The following is a 22,645-nucleotide window of genomic DNA, read 5'->3' on the forward strand; positions in this document are numbered from 1 at the left end:
CAGCGACAAGGAAGGAGACGAACATGAATCGATATCGGAAGAAGACGGCATGCGCGACCGCGGCCGCGCTGGCATGCGCATTGTCCGCGCTGTCCGCGCATGCGGACGAAGTCGCGCGCATCGGGCACGTCGCGCCGCTGACCGGCGCGATCGCGCATCTCGGCAAGGACAGCGAGAACGGCGCACGGCTCGCGGTCGACGAGATCAACGCGAAGGGGCTCGTGATCGGCGGCAGGAAGGTCACGCTGCAGCTCGACGCTCAGGACGACGCGGGCGACCCGCGCACGGCGACGCAGGTCGCGCAGCGCCTCGTCGACGACAAGGTGGTCGGCGTCGTCGGCCACCACAACTCGGGCACGTCGATTCCGGCGTCGCGCGTCTATCGCGACGGCGGCGTCGTGCAGATCTCGCAGGCCGCGACCAATCCGATGTACACGCAGCAGGGCTTCAAGACGACTTATCGTGTCGTCGCGACCGATGCGCAGCAAGGGCCCGCGCTGGCGATGTATGCGGCGAAGAACATGGGTATCAGGACGGTGGCCGTGGTCGACGATTCGACCGCGTACGGGCAGGGCCTCGCGACCGAGTTCGAGAAGGCGGCGAAATCGGCCGGGATGAAGGTGATCTCGCGCGACGCGACCAACGACAAGGCGATCGACTTCCGCGCGATCCTCACGAAGATCAAGGGCGAGAACCCCGACGCGATCATGTACGGCGGGATGGACGCCACCGGCGGCCCGCTCGCGAAGCAGGCTCGCCAGCTCGGCATGCGCGCGAAGATCCTCGCCGGTGACGGCGTGTGCTCGACCGACCTGCCGAAGCTCGCGGGCCCGGCGTCGAACAACGTCGTGTGCTCGGAAGCCGGCATCGCGCTCGAGAAGATGCCGGGCGGCGCGGCGTTCGTGAAGCGCTACGAGGCGCGCTACCACCAGCCGATGCAGGTGTATGCGCCGTTCTCGTACGACGCGGTGTACATCATCGTCGACGCGATGAAGCGCGCGAATTCGACGGATCCGGCGAAGGTGCTGGCCGCGATGCCGGCGACCGACTATCGCGGCGTGATCGGCGAAACGAGCTTCACGCCGCAGGGCGACCTGAAGCACGGCGCGATCTCGGTGTTCACGTACAGGAGCGGCAAGAAGGCGTTGCTCGACATCGTCAGGATGTGACGCAGGCGGGGCGCACGCGCTGCGCGGCATGCGCGGGCGTGCGCCCCGACACGTTACGACGCTTGTACGCGGCGCGGGTCGGCCCGACGCTGCTGTTCGGCATCGTGCACGATGTGCAGCTCGCGCGTGCGGATCGGCAGCGCGCAGTCCGCGTCGTCGAGCGTCTTGCGGACCTGGCGCGCGAGGCGCCAGCGCATCGCCCAGAACGTGTCGGTATGCGTCCATACGCGCATGTTCGCGATGGCCGTGCTGTCGTCGAAGCGCATCACCATCACGTCCGGCGCGGGATCCTTCAGCACGTCGGGGTCGGCTTCGGCCAGCGCGCGCAGCGCGTCGAGCGCACGATCGATGTCGTCGTGCACGGACACTTCCACTTCGAGATCGAGACGGCGCGTCGGATTGCGCGTGTAGTTGCGGATCGAGCTGCCCCACAGCGCGCTGTTCGGCACGTATTCGCAGATGCCGTCCGGTTTCGTCAGTCGCGTCATGAAGAGCCCGACCTCGTCCACCGTCCCCGCGACGCCCGTGCCGCCGTCGATGTAGTCGCCGACCTTGAACGGCCGCAGCAGCAACAGCATGATGCCGGCCGCGATGTTCTGCATCGTGCCCTGCAGCGCGAGCCCGATCGCGAGGCCGGCCGCGCCGAGCACCGCGACGATGCTCGCGGTTTCGATACCGAGCTGCGACAGCGCGCCGACGATCGCGACGATGCGGATGCCCCACACGGCGACGTCGCAGAGGATCGGCCGCAGCGTGTCGTCGACGCGTTCCTTGTTCGCGAGCAGACGGTTCAGCCAGTTGCCGATGCGTTTCGACAGCCACCAGCCCGCGACGAGCAGCGCGAGGGCCGCGCAGAGCCTGAGCGAAAGCGTGGACAACGCGTTCCACAGGAACGTCCAGCGTTCCGGATGAAGATGATCGAGAAACATGACGGGATTCCGGTTTGAGGACAGAAGGCGCAACGGGCGGCGGCGTCCGCCGTGATCGGACGGGCATGCGCGCGTGCGTCGGCCGCCCTCGACTGTACACGGCATGAGGTGTTTCGCGCGAATGCACGGGGCTGGATTCCGCGCGTCTTCGCCGTGAAATTGCGCGTTGGTTCATGTACTAAGAGGTTCTAATAACAAATAGGACTTGTCCTATTCAGCCATGTTGGCCCTGCCGATACACTCGCTTCCAGGCTACCGGATCGCGATGAGCGTTTCTCCGCGGCAACCGGTTCTTTTCCCGTTTTTCATTGATAGCGAGTGACGACGCAATGCGGTTCGACCTGTGTTTACGTCTCGCACGCGAACAAGGTCGATCCGCGCAATGCGGCGCCATCCGCTTTCCGCTCCGCCGCGCGCTGGTGCGCGGTGTCGCTGTTGCGGCGTGGCTTGCCGGCATGCCGGGTGCGGTGGCGTGGGCATCTTCCGATGCCATGCCGTTCACGCCCGTGACGGCGCAAGCGGCCGACCTTGTCGACGTGCCTTTCTTCAGTTCCGCCCGGACCGTCTGGGGCGGCTTGCCGGCGTCGGCGGTGGTGCCGGGCATCGCGCCGGGTTCGCCCGCGGCCCGTGTGCATGCGGACGTCTATGCCGGCATGTTCGTCGTGCGCGCAGGCGCCTGTGCGCCGTACGTCGTCCTCTGCGACGCGGCACGCGATGCGATCGAGCGCAATTACGCGGCCCGTTTCCACTACGGTTTCGCCTCGCCGCTTCCGGCAATCGGTGTGCGGCCTGCATTCGAGCCGCGTCATGTCGATCTGGCGTCCGCCGAGCCGTTCGTGCTCGCGGAGCGGCAGAGCGGCACGCGTGTCGGCGCGATCACCGGCAGCCTGCGCGCGTCGCTCGCGCGTGCCGATCTGCCGGCCGGCGTCGCTGCGCAGGTCACGCGCATGATGGCCGGGCGGCTCGATGTGACGCAGCATGGCGCGGTCGGCGACACCTTCCGCGTCGCGTTCGAACCGGACGACAGTGCAGTCGTGCCGGGCGACGTGCGTGTGACGGCGCTCGATGTCCGCTTTCGCGGCCAGCACGTCGAGGCGGTGTGGTTCGCTGCGGAAGCGGGATCGTCGGGCGCTTACTACGACCTCGACGGCGTACCGCTCGCTGGTGCGCGGTTCGCGATGCCGGTTCGTGCGACGCGAACCAGTTCGCGTTTCGGTGCGCGCGTGCATCCGGTCACCGGCGCGCGTCACGTGCATTCGGGCGTCGATCTCGCCGCGCCGGCGGGCCGCGCGGTCCATGCATCGGAGCGCGGCGTCGTGTCGTTCATCGGCACCGAGCCGGGTGGCTACGGCAAGTACGTGGTGGTGCGCCATGAGGGCGGCTATGCGTCTTACTACGCGCATCTGTCGGCGTTCGAGCCGATGCTGCGCACGGGCATGCGCATCACCCGCGGCCAGCGCGTCGGTGCGGTCGGAAGCACGGGGACGGCGACCGGCCCGCATCTGCACTTCGAGATGCGGCGGCACAATCGTCCGGTCGATCCGGTCGCGCTGGTGCAGGCGACGAATGCGGCCGTGCTGAAGGGCCGGCAGCGCGTGGCGTTCGATCGTGTCGCGCATGACGCGCGTACGCGGCTCGCTTCCGCAGCGTGGTCGCAGCCGGTCGCGATGTCGAAACCGGCTGTGTCGCCCGCCGGCTGAGCGCGCGGCTTCGTCCTCGGTCGGCTGCATCGCCGTGCTCGCAGCGATATGCATGCCGGCGCCGGGTCGACCGGCCGTGGCGTGCATCGTCGCTGCCGATCGGTGGACCCGACCGCGTTGCCGCCGCGCGGCCGATGCAAGCGAAACGAGTGACTTTGTCGCCATCCTGGGCTACGCTCCCAACTCCGATACTCCGAGTCGCAATAACATGTCGTTCATCAGCACCGGCGTCGAGTATGGCCTGCATTGCCTGCTCTACCTCGCCGACACTTCCGCAGGCGTGCGTGACGCGAGCGTGCGTGATCTTGCCGAGATGCAGGGCATCTCCGTCGATTACGCGGCCAAGCTGTTCACGCGTCTTGCGAAGGCCGGGATCGTCGTCTCCAGCGAAGGCATACGTGGCGGATTTGCACTGGCGAAGCCGGCTCGGGACATTTCCGTGCAGGATGTCGTCGAGGCGATCGACGGCGACAAACGGCTCTTCGATTGCCGCGAGGTGCGCGGCCAGTGCGCTGTGTTCGAAGGCGATGCGCCCGCGTGGGCCACGCGCGGCACCTGTTCGATTCACGCGGTGATGCAGGCGGCCGAACAGGCGATGCGCGAGGAGTTGAAAAAGCAGTCGCTCGCCGATCTGGCCGAGCGGGCATGGTCGAAAGCGCCGGCCAGTTACGGCCCCAAGGTGGTTGGCTGGTTTGCCGATCGCGCGGCCAGTCGCGGCAGCGAGCGCTGATTCGCAGATTGGCGGATCAGCGCGGTACGGCAACACGCGGGGCGCATCGAGTGCCCCCCGCATATCGTCGGCGCAAACGCGCCGCTCAGGCCACGACGATCCGCAACGGATCCGCGGCCGCCAGCGCTTCCGCGCGATCCGCGCGCGGCGGATAGATCCACTCGGAATTGATCTGGTGCTTGAGCTTCTTTGCCTCCGCACCCGACAGTTTCACTTCGCGATCCCAACCTTCCGTATACACCGCGCCCCACGGGCCGAGGTCCAGGCACGTCACGTATTTCGGCTGGCTGTACGGAATCTGTTCCAGACCCAGCAGATCCGCCGCTACGTTGTGTCCCGCCGAACGGCCCAGGTTCATCGCGTGCTGGCACGACATCATCGTGTGGTTGCCGTCGTCGTCGGTTGCCGCATACGCGACGTCGCCCGTCGCATAGACGTCCGGCACGCCGTCGACCGCGAGGTTGCGATCGACATGCAGGCGGCCCGTCGCATCGCGGCGGCCCGGAATCTGTTCGGTCAGCGTGCTCGCGCGCAGGCCGGCCGTCCAGATCACCGTGCTCGACTCGATGCGCTCGCCGTCCGCCGTCGTGATGCCGCCAGCGTCGACCGACGCGACACCCGAGCCGAGCTTCCACGTCACGCCGAGCGTGCGCAGCGCTTCCTCGATGACGGGGCGCGGACCGGCACCCAGATCCGGGCCGATGGCGTCGTTGCGCTCGACGATCACGACCCGTACGTTCGTATCCTCGCCCAGCGCGGCTCGCAGGCGGGCCGGCATTTCCGCCGCCGTTTCGATGCCGGTGAACCCGCCGCCCGCGACCACGACCGTGTTGCGCGCCACCGAGGGCGGCTGCAGCGCGAGATCGCGAATATGCGCTTCGAGTTCGACGGCTTCGTCGGTCTGATCCACGCTGAGCGTATGCTCCGCGAGACCTGGAATCGCCGGACGGAACAGGCGGCTGCCGGTGGCCAGCACCAGGCGGTCGTAGTCGAGCGCAGACGCCTGGCCGTTCGTGCCGAGCACGTCGACGGTGCGGCGCGCCACGTCGATGCGCTCCACCGTGCCCTGGACGAACTTCACGCCGACTGCATCGAAGATTTCGCCGAGCGGTGCCCGGAAGTTCGCGGGGCCTTCTTCATAGAGGCGCGGACGCACATGCAGATGGGCGTCCGGCGCCACCACGGTAATTTCCACGTCTGTCTTGCCTTGCTCGTCGAGCAGGCGTGCCGCGCTCAGCGCGCTCCACATGCCGGCGAAGCCGGCTCCGATCACAAGAATTCGCTTTGCCACTGTTCAACTCCGATTGAGTGATGCCTGAGGTCGGTGGAACACCGACGTTACCTGGCGCATCGATGCGCTCGATAACTACGATTCTATGAGTCGTAGTTATCGAGCGCAAGTCCTGTGTTCGGGACGGGCTGTTGAAAAATCAGGGCGTGACCAGGAGAAAGCCGAGGCGAGAACAGGGGAATCGGGTTGATATGAGGGCGATCGATGCTCGGTCGCACAAGCAACGCAGCCTTGCTGCGGCGAACCGGATGCGCCGATTTGCCACGGCGGCGGGCCGTATTCGGAGAGACCGGTACGCCGTGCCAAAGCAAACCGCCACGCCGGGCGGCGTGGCGATGGTCTGCAGGATGCGCGTGCTTAGCCCAGCGGCCAGTTCAGGATCGCGATGCCGTCGTTGTAGTCGCCATCCGTGCCGTCTTCCGACCCGACGAGCCCGAAGTAGGTCTTCTTGAAGATGTCGACCTGACGCGAACCGATCTTCGACGGCTTGCCGTTCGCCGTCACGACCACGCGCACCTTCCCCTTGCCCGAGTTCACGATCTGCGTGTTCAGGTTCGCGTCCTGCGTGCCGGCGCCCTGGAACGTTGCGGCCGGCTTCGCGTTGTCGTCGACGTAGACTTCGATCGTCTGCTGCGCGGACGAATTGACCAGCGCCGTCACGCCGAATGCGATGTTCGGCGGCAGGTTGAAGATGCCGTCGCGTTCGCCGCCGCCGGTCGTCGTGGTATCCGGCTGCGTGGGCTGCGGTTGCGGCGTCGCCTTCGAGAAGTAGTTGACCACCGCACCGACGCCGAACTTCGCCGCGGCTCCGGGCAGCACGCCGGGCGCGCCGGCCCACGTCACCGTGCAGGCGAGCACCTGCCCGGCCGCATCGGCCTTCACCTTGTTCTGCCAGCTACCGACGTCGAAGCTGTACGGGATGGTCGCAATGTCGACGAACACATCGTATTGCGGCAGCTTTTCCACGAGCTGCGCGGTCATGAACTGGCGCATCCGGTCGAGCACCGCCTGGTCGCCGTTCGCCTGTACGGCGGTTGCATCGTTGCCGGCCAGTTGCAGCAGTGCGTACAGATCGTCATGGGTAAACGGTTGTGACATGTCGTCCTCGTCTCGATGAAAGGTCTCGCGTCGCGCGGCCGGCGAGTGGATCTCGCCGTTGTCGCGCACGGAGCACAGCGTGGAACTGCTGATGACTGCTCGAATGAATCGAACCGCAATGTGTGGTTGGCCTCGTCGCCATTGCAGGTTCGCAGCGGCGCGCATGCCATGCCGCGCCGCGCATCGCCGGGTTCAGCCCAGCGGCCAGTTCAGGAACACGATGCCGTCGTTGTAGTCGTCGTCGGCGCCGTCTTCCGACCCGACGATCCCGAAATACGACTTCTTGTAGAGATCGACCTGCCGCGAGCCGAGCCGCGATGGTTTGCCGTTTGCCATCACGATCACGCGCACGCGCCCCTTGCCGGAGTCGAGCACCTTCGTGCCGAGGTTCTCGTCCTGCATACCGGCGCCCTTGAACGTCGCGGCCGGTTTCGGGTTGTCGTCGATGTAGATGTCGATGGTCTGGTCGTGCGCCGCGTTGGTGAGCGCGGTCACGCCGAACTTGATGTTTGGCGGCAGGTTGAACGTGCCGTCGCGTTCGCCGGTGCCACCGACGTTGCCGCTACCGGCATTGCCGCCCGCACCGGTTTCGCCGCTTCCGCCGCCCTGCGACGACGATTGCGCGGCCGTTTCACCGATCGCGGAAATGCTCGCGTACGAATCGATATGCATCGCACTGCCGCGCACGCTTCTCCATTGGCCTTTCACGAACGTGACGCCGCTGCCGACGTCGATCGTCGCAACCAGCGTGAACGGCATGCGGCCCGTGGCTTCGGGCACCTTCGACGAGTAGGTGAAGCAGCCGTCCGCGACGACGCCCTTATCGGTCGCGATCGCAAAATAGATGCCGGGGAAGTTGTTGCCGGTCGCATAAGGCGTCGGCACGTTGAGGATGACCTGCAGTTTCCCGTCTCGAATCTCTGCTTTGGCGATGTCGATACGCAGGCCGGGGATATCGACGTAGGTCTCCGATGTCGCGACGGGCGCGCTGGTGATCGAAGCCGAAAGGAGCGGCATGGAAGTCTCCGGTGGTAAGGTGGTTTTCGATTGGGGTGTGGCGTGAGAGTCCGCTGAACGGGGGCGCAGACCCGCCGGCCGGCGCAGATGCGGCCAACCGGCGGGGGGCGGTCGCCGATCGTGTGTCAGGTCAGCCGATCGGCCACTGGAGCACGACGATGCCGTCGTTGTAGTCACTGTCGTGACCGTCTTCCGACACGACGATCCCGAAGTTGACCGTGAACGGCGAACCGTCCGATTTCTTGCCGTTGATCGGCGCGAGCCGTGCGTCGGTGGCCGACGTCTTGCCGTTCACCGTCACTTCGAAGCGGAGCTTGCCGTTGCCGGAATTCAGCGTGGCCTCGCGCGGGCCGTCGCGCGTGGTCAGCTTGTGATAAGCGGCCGGTTCCTTGCTGTCGCCGATGAACAGCTTGATATGCTGCTGCTCGGCGGCATTCGCGAAGAAAATCGCGCGGAAGTCGGTGTTTGGCGGGATCGAAAACTCGCCGGCGCGATTCGAGGACGTTTGAGAGTCGGCCATGCTTTCCTCCTGAAGATCGATGGATAAGGCGCTTCACCGTGTCGCGCAAACGTTTGCTGTTTTAAACACGGTTCGGCCAGCATGGCGAAAAATAAATAAAAAAATATTCGATCTGGAATGGAAATTGTTCAGAAAATCGAAAACTGAAACATTCAGATTTAATGGCGCTAATTCGATTGATTGTTATTCGATATATTCAAGAAATTATATCGATGCATGTGACGATTTTCTGAATAATGGATGGCCTGCAGGCGGGAAGGGCGGGGGAGGATCCGGCTGCGGAGCAGGCGCTCGACGTTCGCATATGGCAGCGTGTAGTTTCAACATCGTCTTTCTCTGTCGTGGCCGCGCCCACCGGCCACCACCGAACGCCCACGCCGAAGCCGGATCGCAACGGAGGGGTGTGCGGTGCCGGCGAAGCTCGATGACCGGCTCACTCCGAACTTGAACAGGGCACTCCTCCGGCACCGCACCCGGGAAGCATATCGACCGGCTGTCGCGGTGCCTATCGGACAAGGCTGATTTTTGCGTGCGATGTTGCGATGCGCTGGCCTGACACACCTGACAGGCGTTCAATTTCGAGATTTGCAGTATCGTGCAAGCGGCGCGCGCGCCCGACGTTCGGCGGCTTTTTTCATTTAACCGGCCCGTGTGCCGGGCTCTCACGAGGACAGTGCGATGACGAAACCCGATATTCTGAAAGGCGAAATCAAGGGGCAGGCGCAGGATGCAGACCGCCACAATCTGGCGCGGCCCGCGGTGAATGGCGCACTCTGGGCGCGCGGCTTGACGACGCAGCGCGTGGCCGATCTGTTCAGAACGCTGCCGGGCCTGCCGGGGCACTGGATGCAACTGCAGAACGAGGTCAACGCCGGGAATCGCTATTTCTATGGCGTCCAGAACGGTCACCAGACTACCGACGAAGGAAAGGAACTGATTCGCTGGATCGCCGATGCGGTGGTCAGTGCCGCGCAGAAGGCGGGATTCGATTTTCCGTTGCAGCAGCTTCGGTTTACGGCGGATACCGGGTGGCTGAAGCTGCAGCGGGTGTCGGGGCGGGTGATGGTGTTGTCGCGGCCTTGAGGTCGGAGATGCGTGCGGTGGCGCGCTGCGATGCTGCGACCGGCTCCGGCCGATGATCTTGGCGAGTGCCGCGCACAAGCCGGATTGCACGTAGTCGGGCTGGCGAACGCAGCGGGTGTTGTAGTCGATGACGAGCGTCTTTCCGATTCCACCGGCGAAAGACGCTCAGTTCGCGCGAGCCTGTGCGCAAGTCAGATCGATACCGTGATACCCGCCGGACGCGATTGTCCTACAGGCCGCACTACGATCTCCACATGCTGGCCAAACGATACGAGTGTCTGCATCAGCAGATCCAGCGAAACGTTCCGGATCCTGTCGCGCTGCTCCGGGGTGACAACCGGCCGCGCCATCTCGGCAAGCGCTGCGGCCTCGGCCTCGCTCAGGCCGCGCGACGCAATCAGCGCGTTGATCTTGAGCACGAGCGCGGACTTGGCCGACAGCGTGTCGGCATCGTCGAAATCGAGGTCTGTTGGCGCGTTGCCGGCGTATTGGTGTGAGTCGCTGTAATTCATTGCGCGTCCCCCGTGATCACCGAAAATTTCCGTCGCGGCGGTTCCATTGCGGGATCGACGTCGGGCGGCCCATCCTTCCCGAAATGCGCGCTGTTTTCTTCGTCGATCGGCGTAATCACCAGCCGCTTGTGCGTCACCTCGATCCGCAAACGCTGGTTGGGTTCGAAACCCGCTGCCTCGATCCATCGGCCGGACAGCTTCATCCACAGATAGAGGACAGGTGCCATGTCGGTGAGCCTGAGGTGCGGGACAATGCGACGAGTTTGACAAGACGTCTGAGCGTTGACGAAAAAATCTTGGAAACGAACCGGTGCGATATGATTCGCGTCAGCCATGGCTAACTCCTGGTTAGAGTTGGTGGTGGTCAGCGGCTCGCAGGTGTTAGTGGCACTTGCGGGCCGCGCTCGTTTACGCAGCGGATTCGGATCGTCATCTCGTCATATGCTTGGCATATCGAAATGAAGTGATCTTCCACGCGAAAACGTGCAACCACTCTAGCCGAGGTGGGGCACTTTCAGGTGCTGGTTAGGTGCGTTTTCATCGAAACGGATCATCAGCCGATGTCTTGCATGCCTGAAACCCAATGCTTTCGGGACGGACGCGTTGGCTGGCCAAATCGCTACTTCATTGCAGATGTGTCAGAAATCGTGTCGGTCGAATGCTTCGGCTCGTCAGCCGCACGTCGCATGAGGATGTCATTCGCGTCGTGCCGATAGCGTTCCCATTCACGCGCGAACGTCGCCGCATCGTCCGCCAGCGCAAGCGCTTCCATCGCCGTACAGAGGCCCGATATATCGGGCTCGCCGATCCCTGCTTCACGCGTAAGGCGCCGCCGTCAGGGGCCGAAGCGTGCATTCACCGTGTCCTTCAACCGCGCGGCGGTGATCTCGCCCATATGCGATTCGACGAGATTGCCTTTCGCGTCGAAGAAGAGCGTTGTCGGCAGCCCGCGCGAACCGTAGGCCTTCATCGTGTGCAGCGTGCGATCGAGCAGCACGTGATCGAACCGCAGCCCCTTGCGTTCGAGGAACGCGCGAACGGTCTGCGCATCTTCGCCCTGGTTGACCATCAGCACCGTCACGTCCGGATGATCCTGCTGCGCCTGTGCGAGGATCGGCATTTCGCGTTGGCACGGCGCGCACCAGGTGGCCCACAGATTGACGACGGCGGGTTTGCCGGAAAAACGCTGCGGCGCGACGGGCGTCGCGTCGAGCGCTTCGAGCTGCATCGCGGCAAGCGGCGGCGCACTGTGCTGCAACGACGCGAGCGTGCCTTGCGCGATGCCCCATGCGGCGAGCCCCGCCAGCATGCCGGCCATCACAGGGCGACGCAGCGCGGGCAGGCGGCGCAGTCGCCAGCCGGCGAATAGGAATGCCGCGGCGAGGCCGATGCGCCAGTCGAAGCCGCCGTCGCCAAGCGCGACGATCGAGCGCGGTGCGGCCGAATACTCGGACCACCATTGAGCGACATAACCGACGCGTGCGGCGATTAGACCCAGCAGCAGCGTGTCGAGGATCAGGCTGGACGCGGTCTTGTGCTGGCCGTCCGGCGGGCGGCGCTGCATGAAACGGGCGACGAGCCACGCCAGCAGCGCGGCGGCGGCTACGGCGACGACGCGGATCGAGAAGGGACCGATGCTCAACATAGGAAGGAAAGGAAGTGACGTGACCGGGGCAGGCGGGACGATTGTCGGCCGGAGACGGTGAAACCATCAACGGGCAGGCGGCGTTTCGACACGAGGTCGTGCATGCGGGTTCCCTTCGCGCTCGCGACCGGGTGTTCTACATCCGGCCGTTCCGGTCGCCACCGCGTGCGCATCGTCAGGAGCACGTCATTTTCATCCGCCTGCAGTGCGAATCAGACTGGGCTGATGAGCAGCGGACGGCCGTTCGTCAACAATGGGCCGGCCGGATCGGGGTGGTGTTACCGGCGCTGGCCCGATCGCTAGCCGCCGAGCCGATATGCGGTAAAGAATTCGTACCACGGCGAGCCTTGCGCCGTCGGTACTCCGAGCGCCGACGTTCGCCGCTTCAGTGCCGTGAACACGTCGTTGATGCGCGCGGTTTGCGCGGCATCGCCGAACGGATGCGGCTTCGCCCTGCCGGCCGCGAACGCGCCGTAGGCGATCGCGAGCAGGCGCACGCTGTCGTCGATCGAGAATATCGAGCCGTTGATCGCTTCGACGAAGCGCGGCCGGTCCTCTTCACGCGCTGCGGCGATGCACTGAAACACGATCGCCGACACTTCGTGAAGGTCGTTCGCGCGCAGCAATGCCGGCAGGCGCGCGGCGATCCGGTCAGCCGGCTCTTCATGCAGCGCGGCGCCGAAGTCGAGCACGGCAGTCATCGGATTGCGGTCCTGCTTCACGCGAGCGAGCGCCGACGCAGGCGAAGCGGCCGCCGCTTGCGCGTCATCGCCGGGCGAGGCCCGCAACGCGTCCGCCACCTGCTGCGTCCACTCGGGAAAGATCATCCGCACGTTGCCGAACTGCTCGCCGCCTTGCGCGGCCGGGTTCCATCGGTAGACGATCGTGCCGCCGTGAATGAACGGCGAATACAGGTGCTCGGGCGTTTGCGGCAGCGGCCGCCGGTTGATCGGCAGCCACGCGAGCGTCAGCCAGTCGTAGCGGCCGGTGGCGGGCACCGACGGGCTGGAACTCGCGACGACCTGCCAGGTGCCGCGGTTCGCATAGCGTCGGCGGGCATCGGGCACCGCGACGGTCTGCTGTTTCGCGGTATCGAAGTAGGTGGCGCCGGTCACGTTCGCGCCGCTGTCCGGGGCCGGCGTGAGGGTGGCGATGACCCACGACGCACCGTCGGCCGAACGATAGTCGGACGGCTGCAGCGTGGCGACATCGTGCACCATGCGCGTTTCGGCGGCGACGGGGCTCGGCGGGAGATGGGCGGGACCGGCGACGATACTCGGCATGGATTTCCTCGGAATCGGGTGCGTATCGGCGAACGCGAACCGAACGCAAACGATATGCGGCGGCGCAGGTTGTTTTCCGTAACTGTAGAACGTCGTGGCCGGAAACGGAAACCGGCCGCAGCGGCTACAGGTCGCGCAACCCGCTCACACGCTCTGCCGCTCGGGCTTGCCGTGCCGATCGGCGTCGACGCGCAGGGGCTCGCACCGCATCCGGACGACTGGCGCGATCGTCCGCCAAACCGGTTGTCCACGTTTCGTCATTTAGCTAATATTCAAAACGTCAAACGAGGCCGAACCCATGGACGACGTCACCCGCATCAGCGCACTGGCCAACGAAAGCCGTCTGGCCGTGATGCGCTGGCTCAAGCAGCCGCGCAAGCACTTCCCGCCGCAGCCGCACGGCGACTTCGACGAACTCGGCGTGTGCTGCACCTACATCACCGAGAAGCTCGGCATCGCGCCGGCGACGACTACCCGCCACATGCGCATCCTCGCGGATGCCGGGCTCGTGCAGGCGACGCGCGTCGGCAAGTTCACGTACTACAGGCGGATCGACGATGCGCTGCATCAGTTGGGCCGCGATCTCCTGCAACTTTGACCTTCACCGAGGCAATCGACATGGATGAACTCGCCCTGCTGGCCGACGCCGACCGGCGCGCGCACGCGTATCTCGCCGCGACGAACGACCGGCGCACGTATCCCGACGCGGCCGCGCTCGCCGGCCTCGCGGCCTTCGACGAGCCGCTGCCCGACACGGGCCGCCCGGCCGGCGACATGCTGCGCCTGCTCGACGAACGCGGCACGCCCGCGACCGTCGCATCGAACGGCCCGAACTACTTCGGCTTCGTGATCGGCGCGACGCTGCCGGCCGCGGCGGCGGCCGAGCGGCTGATGCTCGCATGGGATCAATGCGCGTCGTCGTTCGTGAATTCGCCGGTGGCCGCGACGATCGAGCGGCAGGCCGCGCGCTGGGTCGTCGATGTACTCGGGCTGCCCGAGGGCAGCGCGGTCGGCTTCGGGACGAGCGCGACGGCCTGCACGCTGGTCGCGCTGGTTGCCGCGCGGCGTGCGCTGCTCGCGCGCAAGGGCTGGGACGTCGACGAGGACGGCCTGATCGGCGCGCCCGAGGTCAAGGTCGTGGTCTCCGAGCTCGTGCACGTCACGGTGAAGAAGGCGCTGCGCGTGCTCGGCTTCGGGATGAAGCGCGTCATCGTCGCGCCGGTCGACACGCATGGCCGCATCGACCCCGCGGAACTGCCGCCGCTGGACGACATGACGATCCTCTGCCTGCAGGCCGGCGAAGTGAACACCGGCGAATTCGATCCGTTCGCGGCGCTGATTCCGCCTGCGAAGGCCGCCGGCGCGTGGGTGCACGTGGACGGTGCGTTCGGGCTGTGGGCGCGCGCGTCGTCGAAGCGCGTGCTGACCGAAGGCATCGACGGCGCGGACAGCTGGACGACCGACGGCCACAAGTGGCTCAACACGCCGTACGACGGCGCGATGGTGATCTGCCGCGACGCGGCCGCGCTCGCGAGCGCGATGAACAGCGATGCCGTCTACCTGAGCGGCGCGCAGGATGCGCAGAAGAACCTGAACCTCGAATTCTCGCGGCGGGCGCGCGGCATTCCGGTGTGGGCCGCGCTGCGCGCGCTCGGCCGCGCCGGCGTGGCGACGATGGTCGAGCGGCATTGCGTGCAGGCCGCGCGCGTCGCGGACGGCCTGCGTGCGGCCGGCTACGACGTGCTGAACCGTGTCGTGCTGAACCAGGTGCTCGTGCGCGCCGGCACCGACGACGAGACGATCGCGATCCTTCAGGCCGCGCAGGATTCGGGCGAGGTCTGGTTCGGGCAGACCGTGTGGCAGGGGCGGCCGGCGTTTCGGATCAGTGTGTCGTCGTGGCGCACCGAGGATGAACACATCGACCGCCTCGTCGCACTGCTGACGAAGCTGCGCGGCGTGCACGTGGGCTGAGCGGCAGCACTGCGCGCGCCCAGCGCGCGGCGCTTGTTGTGCGCTGCGTCGATTACGTGCCGTCGTCGTCCTTCCCCGGCACGCTCGCCGAGGCCGCCTTCAGGCATTCGATCAGATGCAGCGCGGCCGGCGTCAGCAACGCATGCCGCCGCATCACGATGGCGACGGTCAACGCCGGCAGCGGCTCGACGAGATCGAGCGCGACGATCCCGCGCGACTTGCGTTCGACGTCGGCGAGCGGCCGTGCGAACACGCCGAGCGCATCCGTCTGCGACACAAGCCCGAGCGTCGCGGCAAACGACGGGCAGTGAAGCACCCGCTTCGGTGGCTCGAGTCCGGACGGCGCGAAGATCGAGCGCACCAGATCGTCGCCGCCTTCCCCGTAACGCGGCACACACCATTGCGCATCGCCAAGCTCGCGCAGCGAGCGCGCACGCGCCAGACGATGCCGGCTTCGTGCGACGACCACGAACGCCGTGCGGAACAGCGCAATGCTCGCGAATTCGTCGGGGTCCGGCATCGCGTTCGACAGTTGATGGGTGACGATGAAATCGAGCGAACCGTCGCGCAGCCGCGCGAGGTCCGTCGCGGTCAGCGCATCGTCGACGTTTACGGTCGCGCCGGGCAGCTTGCGCGTGAACGCGTCGAACGCACGCGGCAGGATCGTCAGCGCGACGGTCGGGCTGACCGCGATCGATACCGATCCGGTCGTGCCGAGCCGCAACTGCTCGATTTCGTCGCGCGTGCGCTGGAGCTCCTCGACGATCAGCCGTGCGCGAATCGCGAATGCGCTGCCGTAGTCGGTCAGCGCGACGCCCTTCACGCTGCGCATTACGAGCGGCACGCCGAGCTCGCCTTCGAGTTCGCGCACGATGCTGCTGACGGCCGGCTGCGTGACGCCGAGCGCGCGGGCCGCGCCGCGAATGGTGCGGTGCTCGGCGACCGCGAGAAACGCGTTGAGCTGCTTGAGCTTCATAGGTGACAAGGAAAAGTTATCGTATGAAACGAAATCTTGGATTTTTCTTATCGGATCGAGTGTATATGCTCGGGGCTTTTCGGGAGTGACCGCGATGATTCTCGTGAACCAGCAACGGCTGTGGGATTCGCTGATGGAGATGGCGAAGATCGGCGCGACCGCGCACGGCGGCAGCTGCCGGCTCGCGCTGAGCGCCGACGAGGTGCTCGGCCGGCAACGCTTCATCCGCTGGTGCGAGGAGGCCGGCTGCGAAATCCGCATCGATCCGATCGGCAACGTGTTCGCGCGCCGGCCCGGCACACAGCCCGACGCGCCGGCCGTGATGTGCGGCAGCCATCTCGACACGCAGCCGCTCGGCGGCCGTTTCGACGGCGTCTATGGCGTGCTCGCGGGCCTCGAGGCGATTCGTGCGCTGAACGAGCACGGCATCGTCACCCGCCATCCGATCGACGTCGTCGCGTGGACCAACGAAGAGGGTTCGCGCTTCACGCCGGGCATGATGGGCTCGGCCGTCTACGCGGGCACGCTGGATCTCGACTACGCGCTGGCCCGGCCGTGCATGCAAACGGGCGTGCTGCTCGGCGACGAACTCGAGCGCACCGGCTTCGCCGGCCGCGAGCGCGAGCGGCAGATGCCGAAAGCCTATTTCGAAGCGCATATCGAGCAGGGCCCGGTGCTGGAGAACGCCGGCCTGCCGATTGGCGTCGTGACCGGCGTGCAGGGCATCTACGAACTCGACGTCACGGTGACCGGCTTCGAGTCGCATGCGGGCACGACGCCGATGAGCGTGCGCCGTGATGCAATGGGCGTGGCGGCCGCGATGATCGCCGCGATCGTCGACCATGGGCACGCGTTCGATGCCGATGCGCGCGTGACCGTCGGCCATGTCGCGTGCCAGCCGAACTCGCCGAGCACGATACCCGGCCTGGTCAAGTTCAGCGTCGACGTGCGCCATCCGTCGCTGCCGGCTCTGAAGCGGCTCGTCGCCGATATCGAGGCGATCTGCCGGGAGCGCATTCCGCTGCGCGGCACGCAGGTGCAGGTGCAGACCATCGCCGAATACGAGCCGGTGGTGTTCGACGCCGGGTGCGTCGCGCGCGTGCGGCAGGCGACGTCCGCCGCCGGCTATCCGTACATGGAGATGTGCAGCGGCGCGGGGCACGACGCGGTGAACCTGTCGTACGTCGCGCCGAGCGCGATGGTATTCGTCCCGTGCAAGGCCGGGCTGAGCCACAACGAGGCCGAGGATGCCGATCCGGTGCACCTCGCGCAAGGCGCGTCGGTGCTGGCGAACCTGCTGGCGGATTGCGCGCGGTAGCGGTGTGCGTCGGGTGTGCGCCGGCATGCGCGCACGCCTTTCTCGTCTGCGCGAAAATGTCGGACAATAGCGCGGCATGCGCGCCGCGCCGGCCCGGGCGGCCCGTTCAATCGCTGCATTCACGCTGACGAGATCCCCATGTCCACGACACCTCCCCGGGAACTGCTGAAAGCTGCCGACATCGCGAAGATGGAGCCGACGCGCGCGGTGCATTCGCTGAATCCCAATGCCGTTCGCCTCAAAAGGCAACTCAGCGACCTGACCGGCCTCACGCAAATCGGCGCTCACCTGCTCACGCTGATGCCCGGTCACGAATCGGCCGAGTATCACCGCCACCTTTACGAGGAAGAATGCGTGTACGTGCTGTCCGGCACCGGCATCGCCACGATCGGTGAGCGCACTTTCGACATCGGGCCCGGTGATTTTCTCGGCTTTCCGCGTGGCGGCGATGCGCACACGTTGCAGAACACCGGCGATGTGCCGCTGCAACTGTTCATCGCCGGCCAGCGCCTCGAACACGACGTGTGCGAATACCCGAGAATCGGCAAGCGGCTTTACATCGCCGGCGAACTCGAAGCATTCGTCGATCTGCCGAAACAGCCGTAACCGCCGCGCCTTCGCATCGGCAGGCGGTACCGGCCGCGGCCGCGAGGCCGCCCCGGTTTCGCCGATGCAATCCCTGCGGCGCTTGTCGCCGCGCTTATGATGCGGGAACGCCACTGACAGGATTTCACGCCATGGACGCGCCGCATCCGCCGATGAACGCCCCGATCTCCGACACGGAACCAGAAACCGAAACCGTCGCCGCGCCGCGCGCATCGCGCGTGCATCGGCCTGTCGCACTCGTCACCGGATCGACGTCGGGGATCGGCGCGGCCATCGCGCGACGCCTGTCGGCGGACGGTTACGCGGTGATCCTGCATTCGCGCAGCTCCGCCGAGACCGGCCGCGCGATGGCGCGCGAACTCGGCGCGGCCTACGTGCAGGCCGATCTCGCCGACGATGCGCAGCGCGTGCGGTTGATCCGCGACGCGCTCGCCGTGCACGGCCGGCTCGACGTGCTGGTCAACAATGCGGGCGTCAGCCGCGTGATTCCGCACGACGATCTCGCCGCCGCGACGCCCGACGTGTGGCGCGAGATGCACGAGATCAACGTGATCGCGCCGTTCCGGCTCGTTGCCGAAGCGCAGCCCGCGCTGCTCGAAGCGGCATCGAGCGGGCGGGCCGGTTGCGTCGTGAACGTCAGCTCGCATGCGGGCGTGCGGCCGAAGGGCGCGTCGATTCCGTACGCGGCGGCGAAGGCCGCGCTCAATCACACGACGCGCCTGCTTGCGCGCACGCTTGCGCCGGCAATTCGCGTCAACGCGGTGGCGCCGGGGCTCGTCGATACGCCGCTGACCGCCGACTGGACCGACGCGCAGCAGCTCTGGCGCGAGCGCGCGCCGATGCGGCGCGCGGCGACGCCGGACGACGTCGCGCAGACGGTCGCGATGCTCGTCGCATCCGACTACGTGACGGGCGAGATCGTGATGCTCGACGGGGGAATGAACCTGACGTGACGGGGCGCGGTCGACGCATGACGCGGCGCGCACCACCAGCGCCGGACGCCGCGTGCACGCATTCCCGCCTCATTGCCGCCCGGTGTCGGGAAACGCGTGCATCGAGAATTCGAAAGCGGCTTCCGCCAGCGTTTCGATATCCGATTGGCTGCCTTCCAGATGGCCATCGATCCATAGCACGGCGAAGCCGTGCACAAAACTGCGCACGCCGACGCTGAACGCGAGGATCTCCTGCTCGTCGAGCGTAGCGCCCACCATTCTCCGGATCGCCTCGGTCGTCACCACGCTGTTTTCGCGCCTGGCCTCGATGCGTTCGGCATGGTCCTTGTGCTGGGCCGCGAAACCGCCGTACCTGAGCCGGAACAACTCGGCGTGCGCATGCGCGCCGGCAAGCGCGAAGTGAAGGGTGCCGGCATCATGCGCCGGCACACGAAGCCGCCTGCCGGTTTCGCGGCTGGCTGGCCGGCCGCGCCGCTCAGCCCAGGCTCGACCGCAGCCGCGCCAGCGCCTGATCGTGCGTGCGTTCGAACTTCAGCGGCGTGACGGCGATATGGCCTTCGCCGAGCGCGACCGTTTCCGAATCCGCATCGTCGTCGCGCGGGGCGCGCGCCAGTTTCAGCCAGTGGTATTCGATGTCGCGCGGATCGCGCCCCGACACGATTTCGACGCCCTGCAGCGTGCCGGCGCCCTGGTTCGTCACCTTCAAGCCGCGCACGTCGTCGGCCGGCCGCGCCGGGAAATTCACGTTGAGACACGCGTCGCGATCCCAGCCGGCCGCGACGAGCCGGCGAATCACGTCCGGCGCGTGCGTGCGCGCCGTATTCCACGGCACCGCGTTGCGGTCGCTGAATGCCTGGCTCAGTGCGATCGCTGGCACGCCGACCAGCATGCTCGTCATCGCGGCGCCGACCGTGCCGGAGAACACCGTTTCGGTGCCGAGGTTCGCGCCGCGATTCACGCCGGACAGCACGACGTCGGGCCGCGCGTCCTTCATCAGGTGGCTGACCGCGATCGCGACGCAATCGCCCGGCGTGCCGCGCACGGCGAAGCGGCGCTCGCCCTTGCGATGCACGCGCAGCGGTTCGTGCAGGCTCAGCGAATGCGACGTGCCGCTCTGGTCTTCCGCCGGCGCGACGATCCAGACTTCGCGCGCCAGTTGCGTGGCGACCTGTTCGAGCACTTCAAGGCCGGGGGCGTCGAATCCGTCGTCGTTGGTGAGCAGGACGCGGTCGAACAGCGGGTGGGTTTCTTGCATCGGGACGATCCTCGCAGATAGGTAATGAGAGGGGAAACGCATCGCGGGTACACCCGCAAGGCTAGCATTGCATCGCGCTGCGTGTCGTGCCATGCGGTGCCGCGCCCGGTGCGCGCATGTGAAAACGGGCGCATGGCGCGCCCGTTTTGAGGTTCGATGTACCGCTCGCGCGGCGGGCAGGCGTTGCGCTATCCGAGCAGATACCGCAGCAGGCCGGCCGACGCGACACCGACGATGACGGTCGGCAGGATCGACAGGCGTGTCGCCGCGACCAGCGTGACGGCGAGCGCGAGCAGGTCGGCCGGGCGCGTCGATACGAAGGCCGGCGCGATCACCGAGATCAGCACGCAACCGGGCACGTTCTCCATCACCGATGCCATCCGCGGGCTCAGCGTGCGGTTGCGCAGTAGCACGTAGCCGAGCACGCGCGACAGATAGGTCGTCGACGCCATCAGCACGATGGTCGCCACCGTCGCGAAATCAGGCAGCATCGCGCGGCTCCCACAGCAGCGCGGCGATCAGCCCCGCGCACGCGCCGGCCGCGACGTACCACGCGCCGGGCACGGCCAGGTGGGTGGCGGCTGCGACGACGAGGCTCACGAACCACGGACGGCTCGCGCGCGCGCCCTTCCACATCCCGCGCAGCAGCACCAGAAACACGGCCGTAAACGCCATGTCGAAGCCGTACTGCTCGACGTTGCCGATCGTCGGGCCGACCGCCGCGCCGAGCGTCGTCATCGAGATCCACGTCAGGTAGAGCCCGGAACACACGCCGGCGTAATAGGGGACGCTGATATGCGTGGCCGAGCGCGAGCGCGCGTCGGCGAGCGACATTGCCCAGCTTTCGTCGCACATGAAGAACAGCGCGGCGAACGCGCGGCGGCGCGGCAGGCGCCGGATGGTCGGCTCGAACGCCGCACCCATCAGGATGTGGCGCGAATTCACGAGGAACGACATCGCGACGATCAGTGCGATGTGCGGCGGCGACGTCCACAGATGGATCGCGGCGAATTCCGAGCCGCCACCGAAATTCAGGCCCGTCATCATCGGGACCTCGAACAGGCTCAGCCCTTTTTGCGCGGCCTGCGCGCCGAGTACCAGCGCGAACGGCACGAAACCCAGCATGACGGGCAGCGCCGCGCGCAATCCGCGACCCATCTCGGCGACATAGGCGGGCTTGTCGCGAAGCCCGGACGACGTTGAAACGCTACTGCTCATTACTCCTCCTTGGGGAGGAGGATTGTCTGCTTTTTTGACTCGAATCGGGTTGCGTTATAGCCAGAACTTCATGAGAATTTGGCATTGAACGAACGATTTTTGATTTTTTTGGAATTCAATGCCAATGAAGCTTGACGCTATCGATCGGCGGATCCTGAGCGCGCTGCAGCGCGACGGACGCATGCAGAACGTGGAACTCGCGCACGAGGTCGGGCTGTCGCCGTCGCCGTGCCTGCGGCGCGTGCGGCTGCTCGAGGAAGCGGGCGTGATCGAGAAATACGTGGCCGTGCTGAATCCGGCGAAGGTCGGCAAGGGGCTGACGATCTTCACGCGCGTGTGGCTGAAGGGGCAGGACGCGGAATCCGTGAACCGCTTCGCCGAGGCCGTCCAGCAGATGCCGGAAGTGGTCGAGTGTCACCTGATGGCCGGCGACTGCGATTTCCTGCTGCGCGTGGTGGCCGCCGACATCGACGACTACCGGCGCTTCCAGATGGAATACCTGACGCGCATTCCGGGCGTGCTGAGCGTGAAGACCGACATTCCGATGCAGAAGGTCAAGCTCACATCGGCGCTGCCGACGTAACGCGGCACGAGTGCGCAACGCCGGTTCGGCGAGTCGTCACCGGCCGGTGACAATCGACCGATACACTGGCGGGACAAGCCGCTTCGCCGCGCACCGGCTGCATCACGGTGCGACTTCGATGCGCAAGCAACTAACGGTCAACCGCAAGGCGATCGGGCAGGCGCGCTGCGCGCGATGCGATCCGCCGGGCGGTGCCTTTTCTGGGGCGAGCCATTCATGCAGCCATTCAACACGCCGTGGAATTCGCTGGAAATCGTCAAGCTCGTGCTCGGCGTGCTGACGCCGTTGTCGGTCGCGTGTCTCGGCTGGCTCGTCGCGCGCCGGCTGAAGCGGCTCGAGCTCGTGCAGTGGACCAACCAGCGGCTGATCGAGAAGCGGCTCACGCTGTACGACACGGTCGCGCCGCAGCTCAATGCGCTGCTGTGCTTCTACACGTGGATCGGCTACTGGAAGGACATCTCGCCGGACGACGTGATCCGCGCGAAGCGCGAGCTGGACCGCACGTTTCACATCTACCGCTACCTGTTCGACGACGACGTGTACGACGCGTATCACACGTTCATCCACGCGCTGTTCGAGATGCATACGGGGCCGGGGCGCGACGCGCGGATCCGTTCGCTGATCCAGGCGCCGGACGGCGACCGCAGCGTGCACGGCACGTATGAATGGAAGGCGGCGTGGGCCGAGCGGTTCTCGACCGCGAACGTGACGGACAAGGCCGACGTGCTGCGGCACTACACGCGGCTGATGGAGCGGCTGCGCGTGGCGCTCGGCGCGAATCGCTGACG

General features: G+C 66.4%; 25 protein-coding genes. 11 read left to right on the plus strand and 14 right to left on the minus strand.

Annotated features, from left to right (window positions below; all coding sequences use genetic code 11):
- Nucleotides 1–23 precede the first annotated feature (23 nt).
- Nucleotides 24–1,169, plus strand: a complete 1,146-nt coding sequence (locus AC1Z3W_RS02605; protein ID WP_175825946.1) for a branched-chain amino acid ABC transporter substrate-binding protein — start codon at nucleotides 24–26, stop codon at nucleotides 1,167–1,169.
- Between the two features lie 53 nt (nucleotides 1,170–1,222).
- Here the strand turns inward: AC1Z3W_RS02605 and AC1Z3W_RS02610 are convergent, their stop codons facing one another.
- Entirely contained in the window at nucleotides 1,223–2,098 is an 876-nt protein-coding gene (locus tag AC1Z3W_RS02610) for a mechanosensitive ion channel family protein (RefSeq protein WP_057926307.1), read from the minus strand.
- 329 nt (nucleotides 2,099–2,427) lie between these two features.
- On the opposite strand from AC1Z3W_RS02610, the gene AC1Z3W_RS02615 reads away from it, so the two are divergent.
- Nucleotides 2,428–3,798: a M23 family metallopeptidase gene (locus AC1Z3W_RS02615; protein ID WP_124833960.1), complete on the plus strand. Its 1,371-nt coding sequence runs from the start codon at nucleotides 2,428–2,430 to the stop codon at nucleotides 3,796–3,798.
- Nucleotides 3,799–4,006: 208 nt separating this feature from the next.
- Nucleotides 4,007–4,528: an RrF2 family transcriptional regulator gene (locus tag AC1Z3W_RS02620; RefSeq protein ID WP_057926309.1), complete on the plus strand. Its 522-nt coding sequence runs from the start codon at nucleotides 4,007–4,009 to the stop codon at nucleotides 4,526–4,528.
- Between the two features lie 85 nt (nucleotides 4,529–4,613).
- On the opposite strand, the gene AC1Z3W_RS02625 is transcribed toward AC1Z3W_RS02620, so the two are convergent.
- The 4 genes from AC1Z3W_RS02625 to AC1Z3W_RS02640 all read right to left on the minus strand — a co-directional run bounded on the left by AC1Z3W_RS02625 (nucleotide 4,614) and on the right by AC1Z3W_RS02640 (nucleotide 8,454).
- Nucleotides 4,614–5,819 (minus strand): NAD(P)/FAD-dependent oxidoreductase, encoded by a 1,206-nt coding sequence (locus AC1Z3W_RS02625; RefSeq protein WP_483506903.1) that lies wholly within the window; start codon nucleotides 5,817–5,819, stop codon nucleotides 4,614–4,616.
- A 357-nt stretch (nucleotides 5,820–6,176) separates the two neighbouring features.
- Entirely contained in the window at nucleotides 6,177–6,917 is a 741-nt protein-coding gene (locus tag AC1Z3W_RS02630; protein ID WP_057926446.1) for a fucose-binding lectin II, read from the minus strand.
- A 192-nt stretch (nucleotides 6,918–7,109) separates the two neighbouring features.
- Nucleotides 7,110–7,934: a fucose-binding lectin II gene (locus AC1Z3W_RS02635; RefSeq protein WP_124833959.1), complete on the minus strand. Its 825-nt coding sequence runs from the start codon at nucleotides 7,932–7,934 to the stop codon at nucleotides 7,110–7,112.
- A gap of 130 nt (nucleotides 7,935–8,064) precedes the next feature.
- Nucleotides 8,065–8,454 carry a fucose-binding lectin II gene (locus AC1Z3W_RS02640; protein WP_057926312.1) on the minus strand — a complete coding sequence of 130 codons (390 nt, stop codon included), beginning with the start codon at nucleotides 8,452–8,454 and terminating at the stop codon, nucleotides 8,065–8,067.
- 678 nt (nucleotides 8,455–9,132) lie between these two features.
- On the opposite strand from AC1Z3W_RS02640, the gene AC1Z3W_RS02645 reads away from it, so the two are divergent.
- The gene (locus AC1Z3W_RS02645) at nucleotides 9,133–9,537 is read left to right on the plus strand and encodes a hypothetical protein (RefSeq protein ID WP_057926447.1); all 405 of its coding nucleotides are present in this window, start codon (nucleotides 9,133–9,135) and stop codon (nucleotides 9,535–9,537) included.
- Between the two features lie 191 nt (nucleotides 9,538–9,728).
- On the opposite strand, the gene AC1Z3W_RS02650 is transcribed toward AC1Z3W_RS02645, so the two are convergent.
- The 4 genes from AC1Z3W_RS02650 to AC1Z3W_RS02665 form a co-directional block, all read right to left on the minus strand.
- Nucleotides 9,729–10,049: an XRE family transcriptional regulator gene (locus AC1Z3W_RS02650; protein WP_175825942.1), complete on the minus strand. Its 321-nt coding sequence runs from the start codon at nucleotides 10,047–10,049 to the stop codon at nucleotides 9,729–9,731.
- Nucleotides 10,046–10,384, minus strand: coding sequence for a SymE family type I addiction module toxin (locus tag AC1Z3W_RS02655; protein ID WP_057926314.1), 339 nt, complete (start codon nucleotides 10,382–10,384; stop codon nucleotides 10,046–10,048). Before AC1Z3W_RS02655 ends, AC1Z3W_RS02650 begins: the two co-directional genes overlap by 4 nt.
- 500 nt (nucleotides 10,385–10,884) lie before the next feature.
- Nucleotides 10,885–11,694: a TlpA family protein disulfide reductase gene (locus AC1Z3W_RS02660; RefSeq protein WP_057926315.1), complete on the minus strand. Its 810-nt coding sequence runs from the start codon at nucleotides 11,692–11,694 to the stop codon at nucleotides 10,885–10,887.
- 299 nt (nucleotides 11,695–11,993) lie between these two features.
- A complete protein-coding gene (locus AC1Z3W_RS02665) occupies nucleotides 11,994–12,977 on the minus strand; it encodes a hypothetical protein (RefSeq protein ID WP_483506905.1) in 984 nt (327 codons plus the stop codon).
- A 298-nt stretch (nucleotides 12,978–13,275) separates the two neighbouring features.
- On the opposite strand from AC1Z3W_RS02665, the gene AC1Z3W_RS02670 reads away from it, so the two are divergent.
- Both AC1Z3W_RS02670 and AC1Z3W_RS02675 read left to right on the plus strand, forming a co-directional pair.
- On the plus strand, nucleotides 13,276–13,575 hold the full coding sequence (locus tag AC1Z3W_RS02670; protein WP_057926317.1) for an ArsR/SmtB family transcription factor: 300 nt from the start codon (nucleotides 13,276–13,278) through the stop codon (nucleotides 13,573–13,575).
- Nucleotides 13,576–13,595: 20 nt separating this feature from the next.
- The gene (locus tag AC1Z3W_RS02675; RefSeq protein ID WP_124833955.1) at nucleotides 13,596–14,948 is read left to right on the plus strand and encodes a pyridoxal phosphate-dependent decarboxylase family protein; all 1,353 of its coding nucleotides are present in this window, start codon (nucleotides 13,596–13,598) and stop codon (nucleotides 14,946–14,948) included.
- A 52-nt stretch (nucleotides 14,949–15,000) separates the two neighbouring features.
- Here the strand turns inward: AC1Z3W_RS02675 and AC1Z3W_RS02680 are convergent, their stop codons facing one another.
- Nucleotides 15,001–15,924, minus strand: coding sequence for a LysR family transcriptional regulator (locus AC1Z3W_RS02680; RefSeq protein ID WP_124834004.1), 924 nt, complete (start codon nucleotides 15,922–15,924; stop codon nucleotides 15,001–15,003).
- 94 nt (nucleotides 15,925–16,018) lie between these two features.
- Between AC1Z3W_RS02680 and AC1Z3W_RS02685 the strand changes: the two genes are divergently transcribed.
- From AC1Z3W_RS02685 to AC1Z3W_RS02695, 3 genes are all read left to right on the plus strand, one after another.
- Nucleotides 16,019–17,242, plus strand: a complete 1,224-nt coding sequence (locus AC1Z3W_RS02685; RefSeq protein WP_057926448.1) for a Zn-dependent hydrolase — start codon at nucleotides 16,019–16,021, stop codon at nucleotides 17,240–17,242.
- A gap of 138 nt (nucleotides 17,243–17,380) precedes the next feature.
- Nucleotides 17,381–17,848 carry a cupin domain-containing protein gene (locus AC1Z3W_RS02690; protein ID WP_057926320.1) on the plus strand — a complete coding sequence of 156 codons (468 nt, stop codon included), beginning with the start codon at nucleotides 17,381–17,383 and terminating at the stop codon, nucleotides 17,846–17,848.
- Nucleotides 17,849–17,979: 131 nt separating this feature from the next.
- Nucleotides 17,980–18,801, plus strand: a complete 822-nt coding sequence (locus AC1Z3W_RS02695; protein ID WP_483506908.1) for an SDR family NAD(P)-dependent oxidoreductase — start codon at nucleotides 17,980–17,982, stop codon at nucleotides 18,799–18,801.
- A gap of 69 nt (nucleotides 18,802–18,870) precedes the next feature.
- On the opposite strand, the gene AC1Z3W_RS02700 is transcribed toward AC1Z3W_RS02695, so the two are convergent.
- The 4 genes from AC1Z3W_RS02700 to AC1Z3W_RS02715 all read right to left on the minus strand — a co-directional run bounded on the left by AC1Z3W_RS02700 (nucleotide 18,871) and on the right by AC1Z3W_RS02715 (nucleotide 21,274).
- Complete coding sequence (locus AC1Z3W_RS02700) at nucleotides 18,871–19,230, minus strand: TetR-like C-terminal domain-containing protein (RefSeq protein WP_057926322.1); 360 nt, start codon at nucleotides 19,228–19,230, stop codon at nucleotides 18,871–18,873.
- Nucleotides 19,231–19,276: 46 nt separating this feature from the next.
- Nucleotides 19,277–20,056, minus strand: a complete 780-nt coding sequence (surE, locus tag AC1Z3W_RS02705; protein WP_057926323.1) for a 5'/3'-nucleotidase SurE — start codon at nucleotides 20,054–20,056, stop codon at nucleotides 19,277–19,279.
- 188 nt (nucleotides 20,057–20,244) lie between these two features.
- The gene (locus AC1Z3W_RS02710; protein WP_082664671.1) at nucleotides 20,245–20,547 is read right to left on the minus strand and encodes an AzlD family protein; all 303 of its coding nucleotides are present in this window, start codon (nucleotides 20,545–20,547) and stop codon (nucleotides 20,245–20,247) included.
- A complete protein-coding gene (locus AC1Z3W_RS02715) occupies nucleotides 20,537–21,274 on the minus strand; it encodes an AzlC family ABC transporter permease (protein WP_175825940.1) in 738 nt (245 codons plus the stop codon). Before AC1Z3W_RS02715 ends, AC1Z3W_RS02710 begins: the two co-directional genes overlap by 11 nt.
- A 124-nt stretch (nucleotides 21,275–21,398) precedes the next feature.
- Here AC1Z3W_RS02715 and AC1Z3W_RS02720 point away from each other — a divergent pair, with 124 nt between their 5' ends.
- A complete protein-coding gene (locus AC1Z3W_RS02720) occupies nucleotides 21,399–21,857 on the plus strand; it encodes an Lrp/AsnC family transcriptional regulator (protein ID WP_006486309.1) in 459 nt (152 codons plus the stop codon).
- 216 nt (nucleotides 21,858–22,073) lie between these two features.
- Nucleotides 22,074–22,643 carry a hypothetical protein gene (locus tag AC1Z3W_RS02725; protein WP_057926325.1) on the plus strand — a complete coding sequence of 190 codons (570 nt, stop codon included), beginning with the start codon at nucleotides 22,074–22,076 and terminating at the stop codon, nucleotides 22,641–22,643.
- Nucleotides 22,644–22,645: the final 2 nt, after the last annotated feature.

It is taken from the genome of Burkholderia sp. 10_S31 (assembly GCF_056930375.1).

Excerpts from the sequence above, each read along its gene's own strand:
- AC1Z3W_RS02605 (WP_175825946.1), top strand. The coding sequence starts at position 24 with ATGAATCGATATCGGAAGAAGACGGCATGCGCGACCGCGGCCGCGCTG.
- AC1Z3W_RS02610 (WP_057926307.1), bottom strand. The coding sequence starts at position 2,098 with ATGTTTCTCGATCATCTTCATCCGGAACGCTGGACGTTCCTGTGGAAC.
- AC1Z3W_RS02615 (WP_124833960.1), top strand. The coding sequence starts at position 2,428 with ATGCGGTTCGACCTGTGTTTACGTCTCGCACGCGAACAAGGTCGATCC.
- AC1Z3W_RS02620 (WP_057926309.1), top strand. The coding sequence starts at position 4,007 with ATGTCGTTCATCAGCACCGGCGTCGAGTATGGCCTGCATTGCCTGCTC.
- AC1Z3W_RS02630 (WP_057926446.1), bottom strand. The coding sequence starts at position 6,917 with ATGTCACAACCGTTTACCCATGACGATCTGTACGCACTGCTGCAACTG.
- AC1Z3W_RS02635 (WP_124833959.1), bottom strand. The coding sequence starts at position 7,934 with ATGCCGCTCCTTTCGGCTTCGATCACCAGCGCGCCCGTCGCGACATCG.
- AC1Z3W_RS02640 (WP_057926312.1), bottom strand. The coding sequence starts at position 8,454 with ATGGCCGACTCTCAAACGTCCTCGAATCGCGCCGGCGAGTTTTCGATC.
- AC1Z3W_RS02645 (WP_057926447.1), top strand. The coding sequence starts at position 9,133 with ATGACGAAACCCGATATTCTGAAAGGCGAAATCAAGGGGCAGGCGCAG.
- AC1Z3W_RS02650 (WP_175825942.1), bottom strand. The coding sequence starts at position 10,049 with ATGAATTACAGCGACTCACACCAATACGCCGGCAACGCGCCAACAGAC.
- AC1Z3W_RS02655 (WP_057926314.1), bottom strand. The coding sequence starts at position 10,384 with ATGGCTGACGCGAATCATATCGCACCGGTTCGTTTCCAAGATTTTTTC.
- AC1Z3W_RS02660 (WP_057926315.1), bottom strand. The coding sequence starts at position 11,694 with ATGTTGAGCATCGGTCCCTTCTCGATCCGCGTCGTCGCCGTAGCCGCC.
- AC1Z3W_RS02665 (WP_483506905.1), bottom strand. The coding sequence starts at position 12,977 with ATGCCGAGTATCGTCGCCGGTCCCGCCCATCTCCCGCCGAGCCCCGTC.
- AC1Z3W_RS02670 (WP_057926317.1), top strand. The coding sequence starts at position 13,276 with ATGGACGACGTCACCCGCATCAGCGCACTGGCCAACGAAAGCCGTCTG.
- AC1Z3W_RS02675 (WP_124833955.1), top strand. The coding sequence starts at position 13,596 with ATGGATGAACTCGCCCTGCTGGCCGACGCCGACCGGCGCGCGCACGCG.
- AC1Z3W_RS02680 (WP_124834004.1), bottom strand. The coding sequence starts at position 15,924 with ATGAAGCTCAAGCAGCTCAACGCGTTTCTCGCGGTCGCCGAGCACCGC.
- AC1Z3W_RS02685 (WP_057926448.1), top strand. The coding sequence starts at position 16,019 with ATGATTCTCGTGAACCAGCAACGGCTGTGGGATTCGCTGATGGAGATG.
- AC1Z3W_RS02690 (WP_057926320.1), top strand. The coding sequence starts at position 17,381 with ATGTCCACGACACCTCCCCGGGAACTGCTGAAAGCTGCCGACATCGCG.
- AC1Z3W_RS02695 (WP_483506908.1), top strand. The coding sequence starts at position 17,980 with ATGGACGCGCCGCATCCGCCGATGAACGCCCCGATCTCCGACACGGAA.
- surE (WP_057926323.1), bottom strand. The coding sequence starts at position 20,056 with ATGCAAGAAACCCACCCGCTGTTCGACCGCGTCCTGCTCACCAACGAC.
- AC1Z3W_RS02710 (WP_082664671.1), bottom strand. The coding sequence starts at position 20,547 with ATGCTGCCTGATTTCGCGACGGTGGCGACCATCGTGCTGATGGCGTCG.
- AC1Z3W_RS02715 (WP_175825940.1), bottom strand. The coding sequence starts at position 21,274 with ATGAGCAGTAGCGTTTCAACGTCGTCCGGGCTTCGCGACAAGCCCGCC.
- AC1Z3W_RS02720 (WP_006486309.1), top strand. The coding sequence starts at position 21,399 with ATGAAGCTTGACGCTATCGATCGGCGGATCCTGAGCGCGCTGCAGCGC.
- AC1Z3W_RS02725 (WP_057926325.1), top strand. The coding sequence starts at position 22,074 with ATGCAGCCATTCAACACGCCGTGGAATTCGCTGGAAATCGTCAAGCTC.